At 70.0% G+C, this 17,890-nt stretch carries 16 protein-coding genes and 1 other RNA gene; 4 read left to right on the forward strand and 13 right to left on the reverse strand.

What is annotated here, in order from left to right; translation table 11 throughout:
• Window positions 1–116: 116 nt before the first annotated feature.
• Entirely contained in the window at window positions 117–1,409 is a 1,293-nt protein-coding gene (gene hemL / locus AC1PME_RS04820; protein ID WP_481097470.1) for a glutamate-1-semialdehyde 2,1-aminomutase, read from the reverse strand.
• A gap of 308 nt (window positions 1,410–1,717) precedes the next feature.
• Between hemL and AC1PME_RS04825 the strand changes: the two genes are divergently transcribed.
• The gene (locus tag AC1PME_RS04825) at window positions 1,718–4,879 is read left to right on the forward strand and encodes a TonB-dependent receptor (protein WP_307548855.1); all 3,162 of its coding nucleotides are present in this window, start codon (window positions 1,718–1,720) and stop codon (window positions 4,877–4,879) included.
• Between the two features lie 297 nt (window positions 4,880–5,176).
• On the opposite strand, the gene thiE is transcribed toward AC1PME_RS04825, so the two are convergent.
• Complete coding sequence (thiE, locus tag AC1PME_RS04830) at window positions 5,177–5,800, reverse strand: thiamine phosphate synthase (RefSeq protein WP_481097471.1); 624 nt, start codon at window positions 5,798–5,800, stop codon at window positions 5,177–5,179.
• Window positions 5,801–5,872: 72 nt separating this feature from the next.
• Between thiE and AC1PME_RS04835 the strand changes: the two genes are divergently transcribed.
• Window positions 5,873–6,064 (forward strand): rubredoxin, encoded by a 192-nt coding sequence (locus tag AC1PME_RS04835; protein ID WP_160965338.1) that lies wholly within the window; start codon window positions 5,873–5,875, stop codon window positions 6,062–6,064.
• A gap of 263 nt (window positions 6,065–6,327) precedes the next feature.
• Here the strand turns inward: AC1PME_RS04835 and AC1PME_RS04840 are convergent, their stop codons facing one another.
• From AC1PME_RS04840 to AC1PME_RS04885, 10 genes are all read right to left on the reverse strand, one after another.
• Window positions 6,328–7,242, reverse strand: coding sequence for a SirB1 family protein (locus AC1PME_RS04840; RefSeq protein WP_429002522.1), 915 nt, complete (start codon window positions 7,240–7,242; stop codon window positions 6,328–6,330).
• 49 nt (window positions 7,243–7,291) lie between these two features.
• Complete coding sequence (locus AC1PME_RS04845; protein WP_254460536.1) at window positions 7,292–7,741, reverse strand: DUF192 domain-containing protein; 450 nt, start codon at window positions 7,739–7,741, stop codon at window positions 7,292–7,294.
• A 163-nt stretch (window positions 7,742–7,904) separates the two neighbouring features.
• On the reverse strand, window positions 7,905–8,552 hold the full coding sequence (gene rpiA, locus AC1PME_RS04850; RefSeq protein WP_254460537.1) for a ribose-5-phosphate isomerase RpiA: 648 nt from the start codon (window positions 8,550–8,552) through the stop codon (window positions 7,905–7,907).
• 100 nt (window positions 8,553–8,652) lie between these two features.
• Window positions 8,653–9,123, reverse strand: coding sequence for an EVE domain-containing protein (locus AC1PME_RS04855; protein ID WP_254460538.1), 471 nt, complete (start codon window positions 9,121–9,123; stop codon window positions 8,653–8,655).
• Complete coding sequence (locus AC1PME_RS04860; RefSeq protein ID WP_481097472.1) at window positions 9,120–9,713, reverse strand: 5-formyltetrahydrofolate cyclo-ligase; 594 nt, start codon at window positions 9,711–9,713, stop codon at window positions 9,120–9,122. Before AC1PME_RS04860 ends, AC1PME_RS04855 begins: the two co-directional genes overlap by 4 nt.
• A gap of 268 nt (window positions 9,714–9,981) precedes the next feature.
• Window positions 9,982–10,761: an acyl-CoA thioesterase gene (locus AC1PME_RS04865; RefSeq protein WP_481097473.1), complete on the reverse strand. Its 780-nt coding sequence runs from the start codon at window positions 10,759–10,761 to the stop codon at window positions 9,982–9,984.
• A gap of 206 nt (window positions 10,762–10,967) precedes the next feature.
• Window positions 10,968–11,152, reverse strand: a non-coding RNA gene (gene ssrS, locus AC1PME_RS04870) — 6S RNA.
• Between the two features lie 98 nt (window positions 11,153–11,250).
• A complete protein-coding gene (locus AC1PME_RS04875) occupies window positions 11,251–11,544 on the reverse strand; it encodes a cell division protein ZapA (protein WP_481097474.1) in 294 nt (97 codons plus the stop codon).
• Complete coding sequence (locus tag AC1PME_RS04880; protein WP_017910437.1) at window positions 11,541–11,762, reverse strand: TIGR02449 family protein; 222 nt, start codon at window positions 11,760–11,762, stop codon at window positions 11,541–11,543. Before AC1PME_RS04880 ends, AC1PME_RS04875 begins: the two co-directional genes overlap by 4 nt.
• Before the next feature lie 67 nt (window positions 11,763–11,829).
• Complete coding sequence (locus AC1PME_RS04885) at window positions 11,830–14,010, reverse strand: putative bifunctional diguanylate cyclase/phosphodiesterase (RefSeq protein WP_481097475.1); 2,181 nt, start codon at window positions 14,008–14,010, stop codon at window positions 11,830–11,832.
• 210 nt (window positions 14,011–14,220) lie between these two features.
• Between AC1PME_RS04885 and AC1PME_RS04890 the strand changes: the two genes are divergently transcribed.
• A complete protein-coding gene (locus tag AC1PME_RS04890; protein ID WP_254460543.1) occupies window positions 14,221–14,766 on the forward strand; it encodes a UPF0149 family protein in 546 nt (181 codons plus the stop codon).
• Window positions 14,766–16,097: an aminopeptidase P N-terminal domain-containing protein gene (locus tag AC1PME_RS04895; protein WP_481097476.1), complete on the forward strand. Its 1,332-nt coding sequence runs from the start codon at window positions 14,766–14,768 to the stop codon at window positions 16,095–16,097. Before AC1PME_RS04890 ends, AC1PME_RS04895 begins: the two co-directional genes overlap by 1 nt.
• A gap of 292 nt (window positions 16,098–16,389) precedes the next feature.
• Here AC1PME_RS04895 and pepQ read toward each other — a convergent pair whose 3' ends face one another.
• Window positions 16,390–17,712, reverse strand: coding sequence for a Xaa-Pro dipeptidase (pepQ, locus tag AC1PME_RS04900; protein WP_481097477.1), 1,323 nt, complete (start codon window positions 17,710–17,712; stop codon window positions 16,390–16,392).
• Between the last annotated feature and the right edge of the window lie 178 nt (window positions 17,713–17,890).

The raw sequence follows: 17,890 nt of genomic DNA on the forward strand, positions 1-17,890 counted from the left end.
CTTCGCCGCGTAGGTTCCACGGGTCCCCACCCTGATGCCGTCCGCTGGCGTTGTCTGCTGAACTTATGCCACCGCCGCCACAAAAGCAAAGCCGCGCACCGCGGCCCGCCGTGGACTCAGCCGGCGGCGACCACCGCGAACGCCTCGCGCGCCGCGGCCAGGGTGGCGTCCAGCACCGCGTCGTCGTGGGCGCTGGACACGAAACCGGCCTCGTACGCCGAGGGTGCCAGGAACACGCCGCGCGCCAGCATCGCGTGGAAGAAGCGGTTGAACGCGGCGGTGTCGCAGGCGGTGGCCTGGGCGTAGGTCTCCACCTTCTCGCTGGTGAAGAACAGCCCGAACATCGCCCCGACCTGGTTGGTGGTGACCGCCACGCCGGCCGCCGCCGCCGCGGCTTCCAGGCCGGCGCACAACTGCGCGGTGGCCGCGTCCAGGCGCTGGTGGAAGCCCGGCGCCTGGATCAGCTCCAGCATCGCCAGCCCCGCGGCCATCGCCACCGGATTGCCGCTGAGCGTGCCGGCCTGGTAGATCGGCCCGGACGGGGCCACCTGTCGCATCAGTTCGGCGCGGCCGCCATAGGCGCCCACCGGCATGCCGCCGCCGATGATCTTGCCGAAGGTGGTCAGGTCCGGGGTCACCCCGTAGTGCGCCTGCGCGCCGCCCAGGGCGACGCGGAAACCGGTCATCACCTCGTCGAAGATCAGCAGCGCGCCGTACCGCGTGCACAGGTCGCGCAGGTGCTGCAGATAGCCCGGGCGCGGCGGAATGCAGTTGGCGTTGCCGACCACCGGTTCGATGATGACCGCGGCGATCTCGTGGCCGATCCGCTCGAACAGCGCGGTGGCGCCCTCGGCGTCGTTGTAGGCCAGGGTGGCGGTGAGTTCGCTCAGGCCTGCCGGCACGCCCGGCGAGGTCGGCACGCCGAGGGTCAACATGCCGCTGCCGGCCTTGACCAGGAACGAGTCGCCGTGGCCGTGGTAGCAGCCTTCGAACTTGACGATGCGGTTGCGCCCGGTGGCGCCGCGGGCCAATCGCACCGCCGACAGCGTGGCCTCGGTTCCGGAGTTGACCATGCGCACCATCGCGCACGACGGCACCAGCCGGGTGATGGTCTGCGCCATCGTCACCTCGGCCGGGCACGGCGCGCCGAACGACAGGCCGTCGCCGATCGCGCGCTGCACCGCCTCGCGCACCGCCGGGTGGTTGTGCCCGGCGATCATCGGCCCCCACGAGCCGACGTAGTCGATGTAGCGGTTGCCGTCGACGTCGTACAGGTACGGGCCATCGGCGCGCTGCACGAAGAACGGTTCGCCGCCGACCGACTTGAAGGCGCGCACCGGCGAATTGACGCCGCCGGGAATCAGCGACTGCGCTTGGCTGAACAGGGCGTGCGAGCGGGAATGGGTCATGAGCGGGAATCCTTGGCGATGCTGGCCGGGCCGACCGGCCGGGCGCGGAGCGAGGCCGTCTATTGTCGCGGCTGCCGCCTGCATGCGCCATGTCGCCTACCCGGCCAGGGGGTACCTACCCGTCGCGGCCGGCGCCGCGCCGCGATCCGCTGCCTAGGATCGGAACGTCCAGGGGCGCATGACCCGATTGCCGATCGGCATCGGTCATGCGATGGGCGGAGGTTCCAGCGCAGGCGTGGGGATCGCCATCCGGCGGTGCGCCTGCAGTGTCGTTGGCGTGCCAACGATGTTCGTCTTCGGGAGAGAGCATGCATCGTACGATCCGCAGGAGCGCCTTGGCGCTCGCGCTGGCGCTTGCCGGCGGCCATGTCCATGCGCAGTCCACCACCGGTAGCATCGTCGGCAGCGTGCCGCCGGGGCCGGGCGAGAGCAGCGTGCTGATCACCAACACCAGCGGCTTCAGCCGCGAGGTGAAGGTGGACGAACGTGGCCGCTATGCGCAGGGCAACCTGCCGCTGGGCACCTACACGGTCACGCTCAAGCGCGACGGCAAGGTGGTGGAGACGCGCGACAACATCAACCTGGTGGTCGGCGCCGGCACCGAGGTCGGCTTCGGCGGCCCGGCGCAGACGCTGGACGCGGTCAACGTGGTGGCCGGCAACGTGGCCCGGATCGACGTCGCCAGCGTCGACAGCCGCACCGTGATCACCGCCGAGCAACTGGCGGTGCTGCCGCTGGGCCGCACCGCCGAGGCTATCGCCTTGCTGGCGCCGGGCGTGGTCAACAACAGCGGCGGCTACGACAACGGCCCGCTCGGCGGTTCGCTGGCCAGCTTCGGCGGCTCGGCGGCCAGCGAGAACGCCTACTACCTCAACGGCTTCAACACCACCGACCCGGCCAGCAGCCTGGGCGGGCTGACCCTGCCCTACGGCGCGATCGACCAGCAGGAAATCTTCACCGGCGGCTATGGCGCGCAGTACGGCCGCTCCAACGGCGGCGTGATCAGCCAGGTCGGCAAGCGCGGCAGCAACGACTGGCAGTTCGGCGCGGCGGTGATCTGGCAGCCGGACAGCCTCAGCGCAAGGCAGCGCGACCTGTATTTCCGCAGGGACAGCGTGTACTGGAATCCCGGCAACGCCAAGTACACCGCCGGCAACTACCAGCCGCTGAGCGAGACCAGTGCCGACCAGACCACCTACAGCGCGCATGTCGGCGGCCCGCTGGTCCGCGACCGCCTGTTCTTCTTCCTGGCCCTGGAACAGGTCGATTCCAGCGGTACCCGCGTCGCCGACGCGCGCGTCACCTCCGGCGGCATCTCCGGTTCGCCGTGGACCCGCTACGACTACAAGCAGACCCGCGCCTACGCCAAGATCGACTGGCAGATCAGCGACAACCACCTGCTGGAATTCACCGGCGCGCAGGACAAGGCGCGCACCAACGGCAGCATCTACCGCTACAACTATGTCGATCGCGAGGTGGGCAGCTACAAGGGCCGCGAAGCCAAGAACACGTTCGGCCCGACCCTGTTCCTGGGCAAGTACACCGGCTACTTCGGCGACAACGTGACCCTGACCGCGTTGTACGGCAAGGAGCGACTGCCCAACAAACTCACCGCCATCGGCTACGACGCCGGCAACGGCCCGTTCCTCAACGGCGTCGCCAACGAGAATCCGGCCTACACCGGCGGCACCCCGATCAGCAACGCGCAGACGGTCAGCTCGATCACCGATCCGGACCGCGAGTACAAGAAGGACAACCTGCGCCTGAACCTCAACTGGCGCCTCGGCGAACACAGCGTCGACGTCGGCATCGACAACCAGAAGAGCGAGGCGATCAACATCGGCTCGTACAGTTCCGGCCCCGGCTATGGCTGGACCTACGGCTACACCCCGGATCCGTTCGGGCGCAACAGCGGCGGCCTGGTCAGCGGCTCGGTCGCCGAGGACGGCAGCATCGGCGTGCCCAGCCCCGGCCTGGCCGATCCCACCTACGGCCGCACCGGCTACTACGTCACCAAGGACATCGCCACCAACCTGTATTCCTACGACGCCAAGCAGACCGCCTACTACATCGAAGACCACTGGCAGGCCACCGACAGGTTGCTGCTCTCGCTGGGCGTGCGCAACGACAGCTTCACCAACTACACCCCATTCGGCCAGGCCTACATCGCGCTGAAGAACCAGTGGGCGCCGCGGCTGGGCTTCAGTTGGGACGTCAACGGCGATTCCAGCCTCAAGGTCTACGGCAACCTCGGCCGCTACTACCTCGGCCTGCCGTTGTCGCCGGCCGGCCTGTTCACCCCGGCGGTCTCCACCAGCACCTACTACACCTACAGCGGCATCAATGCCGACGGCACGCCGATCCTGGCCAGGCAACTGGCCCCGCCGGTCTCGGCCAACTCGCGTTTCGGCCGGCTCGCCGACGTGCGCACGGCGGTCGTCGAGGACATCAAGGGCGAGAACCAGGACGAACTCATCCTCGGCTTCAGCAAGCTGCTGCCCAACGACTGGGTGCTCGGCGTGCGCGGCGTGCATCGCCGGCTCAACGACGGCATCGACGACACCAACCTCGACAACTCCAATGCCGGCCTGCTGGCCGCGGCCGCGGCGGCGGGCGTGAACATCGACTGGAACAAGAACGCCAGTGCGGCGCTGGTCAATCCGGGCGAGACCAACACCTACCGGGTGATCGGCACGGACGGCCAGATCCACGCCTTGACCGTGACCCGCGAGCAGGGCGGCTACCCCGAATTCAAGCGCCGCTATTCGGCGCTGGAGTTCAACCTGGAGCGTCCGTTCGACGGCCGCTGGTACACCAAGATGAGCTACGTGTGGTCGCACAGCTACGGCACCACCGAGGGCCAGTTGCGCTCGGACCTGTGGCGAACCGGCGGTGCGCTGGGCAGCTATCAAGGTCAGGCGGCGACCTCGACCACGCAGAGCTGGGACCATGCGGCGCTGATGGAGCACTTCAACGGCAACCAGTCCAACGACCGCCGGCACCAGTTCAAGGCCTACGGGTTCTACCAGCTGACCGAGGAGTGGGGCACCTCGGCCAACCTGAGCCTGATCTCCGGTGCGCCGCGTCCCTGCCTGGGTTACTACTACGGCGACAACTACGACCCCGGCGACCGCGATCCGGCCGGCTACGCCAATCCCAGCGTCACCGGCGGCCCCTACCACTTCTGCTACAACCCCAGCACCGGCACCGGCGAGCCGTCGCCGCCGGGGTCGCACGGCACGCTGGGTTGGGTGGCGCAACTCGACCTGGGGGTGACCTACAAGCCGAAGTTCGCCGCCGGCAAGCTGGCGTTGAGCCTGGACGTGTTCAACGTCACCAACCGGCAGACGGCGGTCAACGTCTATCCGTTCTCGGAGTTGAACCCGGGCGAAGTCAACCCGCTGTGGAACCAGGCGGTGGCGTACCAGGCGCCGCGCTCGGCACGGGTGACGCTGAGCTACGACTTCTGAGCGGGCAGGGGAGCGCCTTAGCCCCTCTCCCCCCGGGAGAGGGGTTGGGGTGAGGGGCCGGCGCGCAGCGTCTCGTGGTGTTTGGGGGCGCGAGGCTGCGCCCGTACCCTCATCCGCCCCTTCGGGGCACCTTCTCCCGGTGGGAGAAGGAAAGGCGCTAGCCCCTCTCCCACCGGGAGAGGGGTTGGGGTGAGGGTACGGCGCGTAGCGTCTCGCGATGTTTGGGTGCACGAGGCCGTGCCTTCATCCCCTTCCCCACCTCCGGACCACTACAACTCGACACGCCTCCCCCGCCCCTCAGTCGAAGCAGGCGCGGTACGCGGCCAGCGCCGCGCGTGGATCGGGTGCATCGAACACGCCGCTGATCACCGCCAGCAGGTCGGCGCCGGCCGCGACCAGCGGGCGAGCGTTGTCCGGGGTGAGGCCGCCGATCGCCACGCGCGGCAGGCCCAGTGCCGCGGCCTCGTGCAACAGCGCGGGCGTGGCGCGGCGCGTGGTGATCTTGCTGCGGCTGGGGAAGAACGCACCGAAGGCGACGTAGCTGGCGCCGGCCGCCGCAGCGCCGCGGGCCAGGGCCAGCTCGTCGTAACAGGAGGCACCGATCAACGCCTGCGGCCCGAGCGCGGCGCGCGCGGCGGCCAGGTCGCCGTCGTCCTCGCCCAGGTGCACGCCGGCCGCGCCCACCGCCAGCGCCAGTGCGACGTCGTCGTTGACGATCAGCGGCACCCCGGCCTGTGCGCACAGCGCCTGCAGCGCCGCGGCCTGGTCGCGCCGTTGCGCCGCGTCGGCGCGCTTGTTGCGGTACTGCAGCCAAGTCACGCCCTGGTCCAGCAGCGGCGCCACCCGTGCCAGCAAGCGCGCGCCATCGGCCTCGTCGGGGGTGATCAGGTACACGCCGCGCGGCGTCGGGGATGCGTTCATGGCCAAGCCTTCCGATGCGTCGACGGCGATGGGACAATGCCGTTCCGTTCGACTGTGACCTGCGATTATCCAATGAGCGACGCCACCGCCACCACTTATCGCACCTGGATGTGCGTCGTCTGCGGGTTCATCTACAACGAGGCCGATGGCCTGCCGGAAGAAGGCATCGCCCCCGGCACCCGCTGGGAAGACGTGCCCGACACCTGGACCTGCCCGGATTGCGGCGTGACCAAGGACGATTTCGAGATGGTGGAGATGGATTGAGCGCTGGGAATGGGGAGGGGGGAATCGGGAATGGGACAGCGACTCCCGTGCCTGTAGGCTGCGCACCGCAGACGAGTTTTCAGACATTGCGATGCCGGGCCGTCGGATTGCGTGGTCGGTTGTCGCGCGCTGCCGCCTGCCCGCCGACGTTCGAATGATCCGTTCGGTCGGTTATCCAGTGAAGGCTTGATCAGGTCAGCAACCTCAGAGCCTTAGGGCATGGGCTTTTCCCATTCCCGATTCCCCCCTCCCCATTCCCAGCCTCAATGCATCCGCTGCCCGCGCGCACTCAGTTCCACCAGGCGTTCGCGGATCGGCAGCGCGTCGGTGGCTTCGGGGTTCAGTTGCAAGTAGCGGCCCAGGTCGCGGCGCGCGCCGGGCACGTAGTCCATCTGCAGGTAGGCCATGCCGCGGTCGCGCAGGGCCTCGGGCTGGTCCGGCATCAGCTTGAGCACGCGGTCGGCGCTGCGCGCGGCGCGGTCCCATTCGTCGCGTTCGGCATAGACGCCGTGCAGGTTGCGCAGCACCCGGGTCAGGATCGCGCGGTGCGGCGCCGGATCCAGGATCTGCAGCAGGGCGCGGTCGTCCGGGCTTTCGCCGCCCATGTGCGGCCGCGCGCGTTCGCGCAGCTCCTCCACCGCCAGCGGGCGCCCGCCGTTGAACGGGTCCATCACCAGCAGGCCGTCGTCCACCGGCAGGCGCACCAGGAAATGGCCGGGGAAGGACACGCCGTCGAGCGGGATGTCCAGGCGCCGCGCCACTTCCATCTGCACCAGCGCCAGCGAGATCGGATTGCCCAGGCGCCGCTCGAACACCTGGTTCATGTAGCTGTTGCGCGGGTCGTAATACTCGTCGTGGTTGCCGCTGTAGCCGAGTTCTTCGAACAGGTGGCGGTTGATCGCGGCCATCTTCAGCGGCCAGGGGCCGATCGTCGCCACCTCGTGCCGCAGGTGGTCGGCGTGGCTCTGCGCCAGGGTGTCGTAATGGGCGGCATCGAGTTCCGGATACTCGTCGCGGGCGATCAGCAGCGCGGTCGCCAGCAGCGGCAGCGCATCGTCGTCCAGGGCGGCCAGGGTATTCCAGCTCGGCAATGTCAATCGGGCGGCCATGGTCCAAGACTGGCGGCAAAGCCGGGTCCGATCAAGTCCGGTCGTTCCCGACAGCGGTGTCGGGTTCAGCGCCGTGGTCGCGGGGCGTTTTCCCGACCCCGGCCGGCATGGCGCGCGATCAGCGGCCCTGCGGAATCCCGGGGCCGAAGCGCAGTTCGGTGCCGTCCTGCAGCTTCAGCTGCTCGGCCTGGCCGGCGTTGAGTTCGAGCACGTAGCGCGCCGGCGCGTTGCTCGGGTAGGGCGGGCAGGCGTCGCCGGCCGAGCACGGCGGCACGTCGCGCTGCTGCGCCACCAGCTTGCGCTGGTTGTCGAAGTACAGGATATCCAGCGGGATCTTGGTGTTCTTCATCCAGTACGCCTGCGGTTCCTCGCGGTCGTGGATGAACAGCATGCCGTGGTCGGCCTCCATCTGGTCGCGGAACATCAGCCCGCGCGCGCGGGTGGCGTCGTTCTGCGCCAACTCGACCTGGTAGCGGTGCCCACCCAGTTCCACCCAATGGTCGCCAGCGCTGGCGCAACCGCTGAGGGCGAGCAGGAGCAGGACACAGAGCGCGCGGATCAGGGACATGGCGAGGCCGGGGCAGGGAGGACAGCGCGCACCTTGTTGCATGGTGCGCGTGGCGTCAAGAGCGGGGATTGGGGAGTTGGGATTGGGGATTTGCAAAGGCAAGGATCTCGGCTTTTACGAATCCCCAATCCCCAATCCCCAATCCCCAATCCCGCCGCGCGTCCTACAGGACGCGCGGCGGCTCGCCACCGACGATCACCACGTCGGCCGGGCGCCGTGCGAACAGGCCGACGCAGACCACGCCGGGAATCTGGTTCAGTTCGCGCTCCAGCGCCACCGGGTCGGTGATCGAGAGGTGATGCACGTCCAGCACCACGTTGCCGTTGTCGGTGATCACCCCGTCGCGCCACACCGGCTGGCCGCCGGTGCGCGCCAGGATCTCGCGCGCGACCAGGCTGCGCGCCATCGGGATCACCTCGATCGGCAGCGGGAACTTGCCCAGGGTCTGCACCTGCTTGCTCGGGTCGACGATGCACACGAAGCGCTCGCTGGCCTCGGCGATGATCTTCTCGCGGGTCAGCGCGGCGCCGCCGCCCTTGATCAGGCACTTGTTCGGATCGCACTCGTCGGCGCCGTCCACGTACAGCGACAGGGTGCCGGTGTGGTTCAGCTCCAGCACCTCGATGCCGTGCTGGCGCAGGCGCGCGGTGCTCTGCTCGGAACTGGACACCGCGCCCTTGATGCGGTGGCCGATGCGGCCCAGCGCGTCGATGAAGTAGGCCACGGTGGAGCCGGTGCCGACGCCGACGATCATTCCGTCCTGGACGTACTCGATGGCTTTCTCGGCGGCAAGGCGTTTGGCGTCTGACATTGGAAGGGCTCGGGATTGGGGATTGGGGATGCGGGATGCGTTGAAGCGGCGGACGGGTGGGACGGGAAACGAATCCCCAATCCCCAATCCCGAATCCCGGCTATTCGAGCGCCAGCAGCAGCTTCCACTGCGCGGCGCTGACCGGGAACACCGACAGGCGATTGCCGCGGGCGACCAGCGGGAAGCCTTCGCCCAGCGCGTCGGCGTGCTGCTTGATCTCGTCCAGGGCGATGGTGCGCGCCAGCTTGCGCTCGAACGCCACGTCCACCAGATACCAGCGCGGCTGCTCCGGGGTGGCCTTGGGGTCGTGATAGTCGGAGGACGCATCGAACTGGGTGGCGTCGGGATAGGCTTGGCTGGCGACGCGCGCCACGCCGACGATGCCCGGCACCTTGCAGTTGGAGTGGTAGAACAGGATGCCGTCGCCGACCTTCATGCCGTCGCGCATGAAGTTGCGCGCCTGGTAGTTGCGCACGCCGTTCCAGGGTTCGGTACCGACCCGTTGCAGGTCGTCGATCGAGAAGGCGTCCGGTTCGGACTTCATCAACCAGTAGCGGGTGCGTGCGGTCATGCGGGGAAATCGGCAGCGGTCGAAAGGGTGAGGGATTCGGTGCAGACCGCATCCAGCGCCACGTCCCAGGCCGCCAGCGGCAAGGCCGCGACCTGCTGCGCGTCGAAGGCGGCCCCGACCAGCCAGGGCGGCGGGGCCTGCCGCTGGCGGAAAGCGAAGCTGCGATCATACCAGCCGCCCCCCATGCCCAGGCGGCCGCGGGCGGCGTCGAAGCCGACCAGCGGCGCCACCACCAGCGCCATCTGCGCCGGCGCCAGGGCCGTGGCCGGGTCGACATCGGGTTCGGGGATGCCGTAGCGGTTGGCACGCAGCGGCTGTCCGGGGCGCCACGGCGCGAAACGCAGGGTGTCGCCGCTGAGCATCGGCAGGCAGTACTGCACCGCGTCCGGCAACGACAGTTGCCAGCGATGCAGCGCGATCTCCCCGTCCGTCGCCCAGTAGCCGCCGACATGGCCCTGCTGCGGCGAGAACGGCAGTTGCAGCAACCGCTGCGCCAGCGCATCGGCGGCGGCCAGGCGCACCGGCGCGGGGAGCGCGCGGCGGCGCGCGCGCAGGTGTCGGCGCAGGGAGTCGCGGTCGTCGGCAGTCATCGGGCGGGCGTGGTGAGGGACGGCGCTATTGTCGGCGCCGGCGCGCGCACTGACCAGGGCGTGTCCTCGATCCCCACGTCCGCCGGGTTGGGCCTGCCAGGCCCAACCCGAAGGGCCGCGATCGCGCGCGCCGATGGCCGGGTCGTCGCGCGGGCGTGGACGCACGTCCACGTCCTCGCTCTTCCTTGCCACAGGCACATGCAATCGCGGCGCGGCACACTACTGTGGGATCGAGGACATGCCCTGGGCGCGGCCGTCGCCGCGGCGATCACGCGTAGAGCGCCACCGTCTGCCGGCCCCACAGCACCAGCCGCCCGGTGCTGTCCCAGATGTGCATGTCCTGCAGCGAGTAGCCGTCCTCGGCATGGCAGCTGGCCGAGCGCAGCAGGAACCAGTCGCCGGCGCTGGCCGGTTGCGGGAAGTCCAGGGTCCAGGTCATCGAGCTGACCGGCGCCGGTTCGGTGAAGCAGGTCATCGCGGCCGGCGGCAGGCAGTCGCCCAGCGCGACCAGGGCCACGCTCGGGTCCACGCCGCCGGGGTCGCGATGGCGCGCCCAGACCAGCAACTCCGGATCGGCCGCGGCGGACAGCGGCAGCGCGCCGCCGGCCAGGCGCATGTCGAAGTGGGCGACGAACGCCGGGGTCGCGGCGCCGTCGGCGATCGGCCGCGCGTCGTCGGGGCCGCCCACCGCCGGGCGCGCCGGCAGGAAGTCGTGGGCGATGCGGCTGGGCCGCGGCTGCGCGAAGAGCAGCGCCGCGCGCAGCGCGACCTGCCCGTTGGCCTGGCAATCCACCGCCACCGAGGTGGCGGACTTGCCCTGGCGCAGTACCTGCGCATCGAAGCGCAGCGTGGCGTCGGTCGGGCCGATGAACCCGATGTGCGCCGACTTCAGCGGCGGCAACGCGGACGGCGCCGTGCGCAGCGCGGTCTGCAGGGCGAGCGCCGCGGACAGTCCGCCGAAGGCGGTGCGGCCTTGTCGCCAGCTGGCGGGGACGTCGAACCCCGCGGCGGGGTCGAAGCGGTCGATGATCTGGGCGAGCGTCGGCAATCCGGGATCTCCGTGGTGGGGCGCAAGAGCGTGTCGTCCGTTGCCGAGTATGCCGGGTCAGGTCGGGCCGTCGTGCCGCCGGCGTTGCCGCCAGGTCGTGCCTCGTGGTGCCTGCGGCGCGTCGGCAACGCTGGCGTTGGCGGACGCACCATTGGCGGACGCACAAAAGGAAACGGCGCCTTGCGGCGCCGGTTCCAGGAAAAATTGCATTCTCCGCCGTGACGATGCGTGCGAAACGACCTTGAACCCGAGGTTCAAGTGGGATGGCTGGAGAATCATCGGGCTTCCCGCTACGAGGCGGACCTGCACTCCCGATTCCGTCGCCACCCCGTGGTCGTCATTAAGGGACAAGGCGAATGTTTGCACACGCTGTCGTTCACAGCAGAGAACGCAAGGGGAGTATAGCGCCGTCGTCGCGCTTGGCTAGTCCGTTCGTCGGTGCTTCGGTACGTTGCAATTCACGTTGATGATCGAAGCGCCAAGCGCGGATCAGCGCGCCGTATCGACCACGCTGTCCAGGCGGCGATTGAGATCGGCGAGCGTGCGCGCCATCTCGCGCTCGCGCTGCGCCTGTTCATCGCGCAGTTGCTGCAGCTCGTGCGCCAGGTTCAAGGCGGCGAGGACGGCCACGCGATCCACCGCGGCCATGCGGTTGCTGCCGCGGACCTCGCGCATCTTCGCGTCGAGCAGGCGTGCGGCGGCGAGCAGGCTGTCGCGTTCATCGGCCTCGACGCCGACGGTGTACTCGCGGTCGAGGATGCGGACGCTGACCGGCTCGCTCACGTGTGCTGCTCCAGGGACTTCAACCGGGCGATCATCGCTTCCACGCGCGAGCGCGCCTGTTCGTTCTTGGTCAGCAACTGCGAGCGCTCGCCGATCAGGTGTTCCTGTTGCTGGCGCAGGCTGCGGTTCTCGTCGGACAGGCGCTGGCAGCGCTCGACCAGCGTTTCCACGCGTGCGGCAAGGGCGCGAAGCTCGGCGAGGGCGTCGGGGCTGTCCATGGCGCTCACGATAGGCATGCGCCCGAGGGGTGGTCAAGCCGCCGCGCGGCGGCGCCATGGCTGGCGCTCAGGCAGGCAGCCGCAGCGGTTGCTGCAGCAGGCGCAGGCAGGCGTCCGGCTCCAGCGCCGGCGCCACCAGGTGGCCCTGGATCTCGTCGCAGCCGTGCTCGCGCAGGAACGCCAGCTGCCCGGCATCCTCGACCCCCTCGGCGACCACCTTCAGCGCCAGCGAATGGCCCATCGCGATGATGGTGCTGGTGATCGCCTCGTCGTCCGGGTCGCGGGTGAGGTCGCCGATGAATTCCTGGTCGATCTTCAAGGTGTTGATCGGCAGCCGTTTCAGATAGGCCAGCGACGAGTAGCCGGTGCCGAAGTCGTCGATGGCCAGGGTCAGCCCCAGCTCGCGGCAGGCGTGCAGCAGTTCGGCGTTCTTGCCGACCTGCGACATCACCACGCTTTCGGTCAGTTCCAGTTCGATGTTGGCCGCCGGCACGCCGGTTTCGGCCAGGATCGCCGCCATCAGTTCCGGCAGGTTGCCGCGCTCGAGCTGGATCGCCGAGACGTTCACCGACATGCACAGGTCGGTCAGGCCCATCCGCCGCCAGTCGCGCAGCGCGCCGCAGGCCTGGCGCAGCACCCACTCGCCGATTTCCAGGATCAGCCCGGTCTCCTCGGCCAGCGGGATGAACTGGCTCGGCGAGACCGGCCCGAAATCGGCGCTGTGCCAGCGCAGCAGCGCCTCCACGCCGACCACCCGCTGCGCGCGCAGCGAGTAGCGCGGCTGGTAGACCAGCTTCAGTTCCTGGTCCAGCGGGATCTTGCGCAGCGTGCTGGCCAGGGTGGCGCGGTGGCGGGTGGCCTCGTCCATGCGCGCCGAGTACACCTGCGCGTTGCGGCGCCCGGCGGCCTTTGCTTGGTACATCGCGGTGTCGGCATGCTTGAGCAGTTCGCTCGGCAGCAACGCGTGCTGCGGGAACAGGGAAATGCCGATGGAGGTGGAGACCGCGACCTCGCGGCGTTCGTCCAGCCGCAGCGGCGCCTCGAAGGCGGCCAGCACGCGTGCGGCCACCGCTTCGGCCTCGCCCTGGCTGACGATGTCCTCGACCACCACGGTGAACTCGTCGCCGGCCAGGCGCGCCACCGTGTGCTGCGGTCCCACCGCGTGCTGTAGGCGTTCGGCCACGGCGCGCAGCACGCGGTCGCCGACCGCGTGGCCGAGCGAGTCGTTGATGTCCTTGAAGCGGTCCAGGTCCAGGAACAGCACCGCGACCGAGCCGGCCTGGCGCCGTGCCCGCACGATCGCGCGCGCCAGGCGCTCGGACAGCAGCGTGCGGTTGGGCAGGCTGGTCAGGGTGTCGTAGTTGGCGAGGTAGCGCAGTTCCTGCTCGGCGCGCTTCTGCTCGGTGATGTCCTCCAGCACCACCACCTGGAAGCTCTGGCGGCCGTCGGCAGCGACCACGGTGTTGCGGCGCAGGTGGCAGAGGATCTCCTGGCCGTCCTTGCGCCGTTTCCAGGCCTCGCCGCGCCAGTGCCGGCCCTGGTCCGCCACCGACGCCGCCGGGGTGTCCGGCGCGTGGTCGATCAGCGCCATCGGCTGGCCCAGCACTTCGCGCTCGCTGTAGCCGGTGATGCGGGTGAAGGCCGGGTTGACCGAGATGAAGCGGCGCTCCTCGTCGAGCACGGCGACCGCCTCGCCCATGCTGCGCAGCACTTCGGCGGCGATGCGCCGCTCCAGGTCGGCCTGGCGGTGCGAGGTGATGTCGCGCGCGGTGCCGGCGAGCCGGCGCGGTGCGCCGCTGGCGTCGTAGTCGACCACGCGCCCGCGCACCCGCGCCCAGTGCCAGACCCCGTCGCCGGCCAGGTCCACCCGGTACTCGGCGGTGTAGAGCGCGGTGAGGCCCTGCAGGTGTTGGTGTAGCACCTCCCGCGCCTGCTGCATGTCGTCGGGATGGATGCGCAGCGGCTCGTTCTCGCGGATCACCAGGCCGATGTCCTGCGCGTGCGGCGTGGCCTCGTCGGCGCGCATCAGCCGCAGCGTGCGCTGTTGCAGGTCGTAGTCCCAGAAGTGCTCGCCCGAGGCCCACAGCGCCAGCTTCAGGTGCTGGTCGCGCTGCTGCAGCTGCAACTGCCGCTGCAATTGCCCACGCAGGTGCCGGCGACAGCGCAGCGCGAACAGCGCCACCAGTCCGCCCGCGGCCAGCGCGGCCACGGCCAACGGCCACGCGGCCAGCAACGTCTCGCCGGACAAGACCAGGCCGCTCCCTTCCGCAGCTCCTGCAGCAATGTGCTCCAATGGCATAGCGGAAAGTGACTTCTGTCAAAGAATGGGTGGTGGAGTGTAGGCGCGTGCCGGAAGCCTCCACAAGCGGCGGCGCGCACGCGATTGCTACACTGCGCAGTCCCGATTCCGCCGCAGGCCTCGACAGGCCGGCGGCCAGCGCCCGACAGGCTTTGCTCCATGACCGAACTTCCCACTGCCGACCAGATCGCCGATGCCAGCCGGACGCTTGGCCTGGCTGCGTCGGCGGCCGAACTGCACGGCGCCCTGTGCGGCTGGCTGGCCGGCGGTGGCGCCGATCTGCCGGCATGGCCGGCCGCCGTGCTGGCCGACGCCGGCATCGCCGCGCCGCGCCCCGGCGACGCGCTGGACCGCCTGCGCGAGGCCACGGTCGCGCAACTGAACGACCGCGACTTCGGCTTCGACCTGGTGCTGGCCGATGCCGCCGCGGCGCTGCCCGAGCGTGCCGATGCGCTGTTCGACTGGTGCCGCGGCTTCCTTGGCGGTTTCGGCCTGGCCGCCGGCGCCGCGCCGCCGCTGTCCGAGGAAGGGCAGGAGGCGCTGCAGGACTTGGCGCGGCTGGCCCAGGCCAGCGCCGAGGATTTCGACAGCGGCGACGAGGACGAGGACGCGCTGGCCGAGATCGAGGAGTTCGTGCGCGTGGCGGTGCTGCTGCTGCACAGCGACTGCGTGCTCGGCCCGCGCCACCGGCAGCGCCTGAACTGATGAAGCGGCTCACCGGGATTTCCGCCGGCGAGTACGCGCGCCGGCGCCGGCAGTTGATGGACATGGCCGGCGAGCAGGCCATCCTGGTGCTGCCCAGCGCGCCTGAGCGGGTGCGCAGCCACGACACGCATTACCCGTACCGGCAGGATTCGGACTTCTGGTACCTGTGCGGCTTTCCCGAGCCGGACGCGGTGCTGGTGCTGGTGCCCGGACGCCGCCACGGCGAGGCGCTGCTGTTCTGCCGCGAACGCGATCCCGAGCGCGAAGCCTGGGACGGCCCGCGGGCGGGCCAGGAAGGCGCGGTCGAGCGCTACGGCATGGACGACGCCTATCCGATCGAGGACCTCGACGAGATCCTGCCCGGGCTGCTGGAAGGCCGCTCGCGGGTGTACTACCACTTCGGCCGCGACGTCGATTTCGACCTGAAGCTGATCGGCTGGGTCAAGCGCGTGCGCGAGCAGGTGCGGCACGGCGCGCAGCCGCCGCACGAGTTCCTGGAACTGGGCCACCTGCTGCACGAGCAGCGCCTGTTCAAGTCGCGCGACGAAGTGGCGCTGATGCAGGTGGCCGCCGACCTGAGCGTGGCCGGGCACCGCGCGGCGATGCGGCTGGCGCGGCCCGGCGTGCACGAATACCAGGTGCAGGCCGAGATCGAGCGCGAATTCCGCGCCGGCGACGCTTGGCCGGCCTACGGCAGCATCGTCGGCAGCGGCCACAACGCCTGCGTGCTGCACTACCGCGCCAATGCCGCGCGCCTGCGCGACGGCGACCTGGTGCTGGTCGATGCCGGTGCCGAGTACCGCGGCTATGCCGCCGACATCACCCGCACGTTCCCGGCCAACGGCCGCTTCAGCGCCGAACAGCGCGCGCTGCACGACCTGGTCGGCGCCGCGCACGCCGCCGCGCTGGCGCAGGCGCGCCCGGGCGTGGCCTACGAGGCGGGGCACCTGGCCGCGGTGCAGACCCTGACCGAGGGCCTGCTGCGGCTGGGCCTGCTCAAGGGCAGCCTGGAGCAGAACCTGGCCAACGGCGACTACCGGCGCTTCTACCGGCACAAGACCGGGCACTGGCTGGGCCTGGACGTGCACGACGTCGGCGACTACCGCCTGGCCGGCGAATCGCGCCTGCTCGAGCCGGGCATGGTGTTCACCATCGAACCCGGCCTGTACGTGGCGCCGGACGACAAGGAGGTCGACGCGAAGTGGCGCGGCATCGGCATCCGCACCGAGGACGACGTGCTGATCACCGACGACGGCCACCGCGTGCTCACCGATGCCCTGGCGCGCAGCGCCGAGGAGATCGAGGGGGTGATGGCTGGGAATGGGGAATAGGGAATCGGGAATGGGAAAAGCAGTGCACGTGCGCGGAAAGGTCAGCTAGCAGGCCTGGCGCTTCTGCTTTTGCGATTCCCGTTTTCCGGCAGCGGCTCGTGTGGCCGCGAATGCACTGGCGCTGATGGCTGGGAATGGGGAATAGGGACTGGGGAATGGGAAAAGCAGTGCCCGCGCGCGGAAAGGTCAGCTAGCAGGCCTAGCGCTTTTGCTTTTGCGATTCCCGATTCCCGATTCTCCATTCCCGATTCCCGATTCCCCAATCCCGATTCCCCAATCCCGGCGGCAGCCATCAGGCCGCCGCAAACACCGGCCGCGTCAGGTTCTCGGGTGCGTCGTCGGTGCACACCACTTCGTCCTCGATGCGGATGCCGCCGTAGGGCTTGAATTGCTCCACCCGCGCCCAGTCGACGCTGCCGCCGCGGCCGGCCTGCCTGAGGTCGTCCAGCAGCATGTCGATGAAGTACAGGCCCGGTTCGATCGTCACCACCATGCCCGGTTCCAGGGTGCGGGTCATGCGCAGGTAGGGGTGGCCGTCGGGGCGCGCGATGCGGCCGCCGCGGTCGCTGGCGGCGAAGCCGGCGACGTCGTGCACCTGCAGGCCGATCGGATGGCCCAGGCCGTGGGGGAAGAACGCGGCGCTGACGCCGGTGGCCACGGCGGTCTCCGGCGACACGGTGAGCACGCCGGCGTCCTTCAGCACGCCCATCAGCGCCAGGTGCGCATCCAGGTGCAGTTGCCGGTAGTCCACGCCGGCGCGCACGTTCCGGCCCAGGCGCTGCTGCGCGGCGTCCACTGCGTCGATCAGCGCCTGGAACTCGCTGCCGGGATCGGCGGCGTAGGTGCGGGTGATGTCGCTGGCGTAGCCGTGCGCGGAGGCGCCGGCGTCGATCAGGAAGCTGCGCAGCGGCGTCGGCGCCTGTCGCTGCAGGTCGGTGTAGTGCAGGACGGCGCCGTGTTCGTTCAGCGTGACGATGTTGCCGTACGGCAGCTCGTTCGCGTCCTGCCCGACCGCCGCGCAGTAGGCCATGTGGATCTCGAACTCGCTGCGGCCGTCGCGGAACGCGGCCTCGGCGGCGCGATGGCCGCGCACCGCCGACTGCTGCGCCTGGCGCATCAGCGCCAGCTCGTAGGGCGTCTTGTAGGCGCGGTGATACTCCAGGTACTGCAGCACGTCCGCCGGGTTGTTCGGCACGTAGGCGCCCAGCGCGCTCTGCGGCTCGCCCAGGATCGCGCTGCGCGACGGGTCCGGCAGCAGCGCCAGCGCCTCGTCCGGGGTGCGGATCAGGTGGATCTCGCAGTGCTCCACCCACCAGCCGCTGGGCGCGTCCGGCACCACGTGCCAGTAGTCGCGCGGCTGGTGGAAGATCACCTGCGGGCGCCGCCCCGGCGTGTACACCAGCCAACTGTTCGGGACCCGGGTCAGGGGCAGCCAGGCCTTGAACTGCGGGTTCACCGCGTACGGATAGTCGCGGTCGTCGAATACCTGGTAGTGCAGGCTGCCGCTGGGCACCACCAGGTGGTCGAAGCCGCCGCGCGCCAGCGCCTCGTCGGCGCGCTGGGTCAAGGTGCGCAGGTGGTCGGCGTACAGGGCGCTTGGGTCGTGCTGGGGCATGGCGGCGGCTCGTTCGGCGGTGCGGAAACAGGGGCGCCAAGTGTGCCGGAAACGATGCGCACGCGCGTGTGCGGCGGGCGCATGGCGGGCGGCGACGCGGCGTTCGTGGCGAACCCACCGGATGCGCTTTCCATCGTGGCGCGCAACCGATGGGGATGGCCGCCGCGGGAGCGGCTGC

It is taken from the genome of Xanthomonas sp. NCPPB 901, assembly GCF_056725085.1.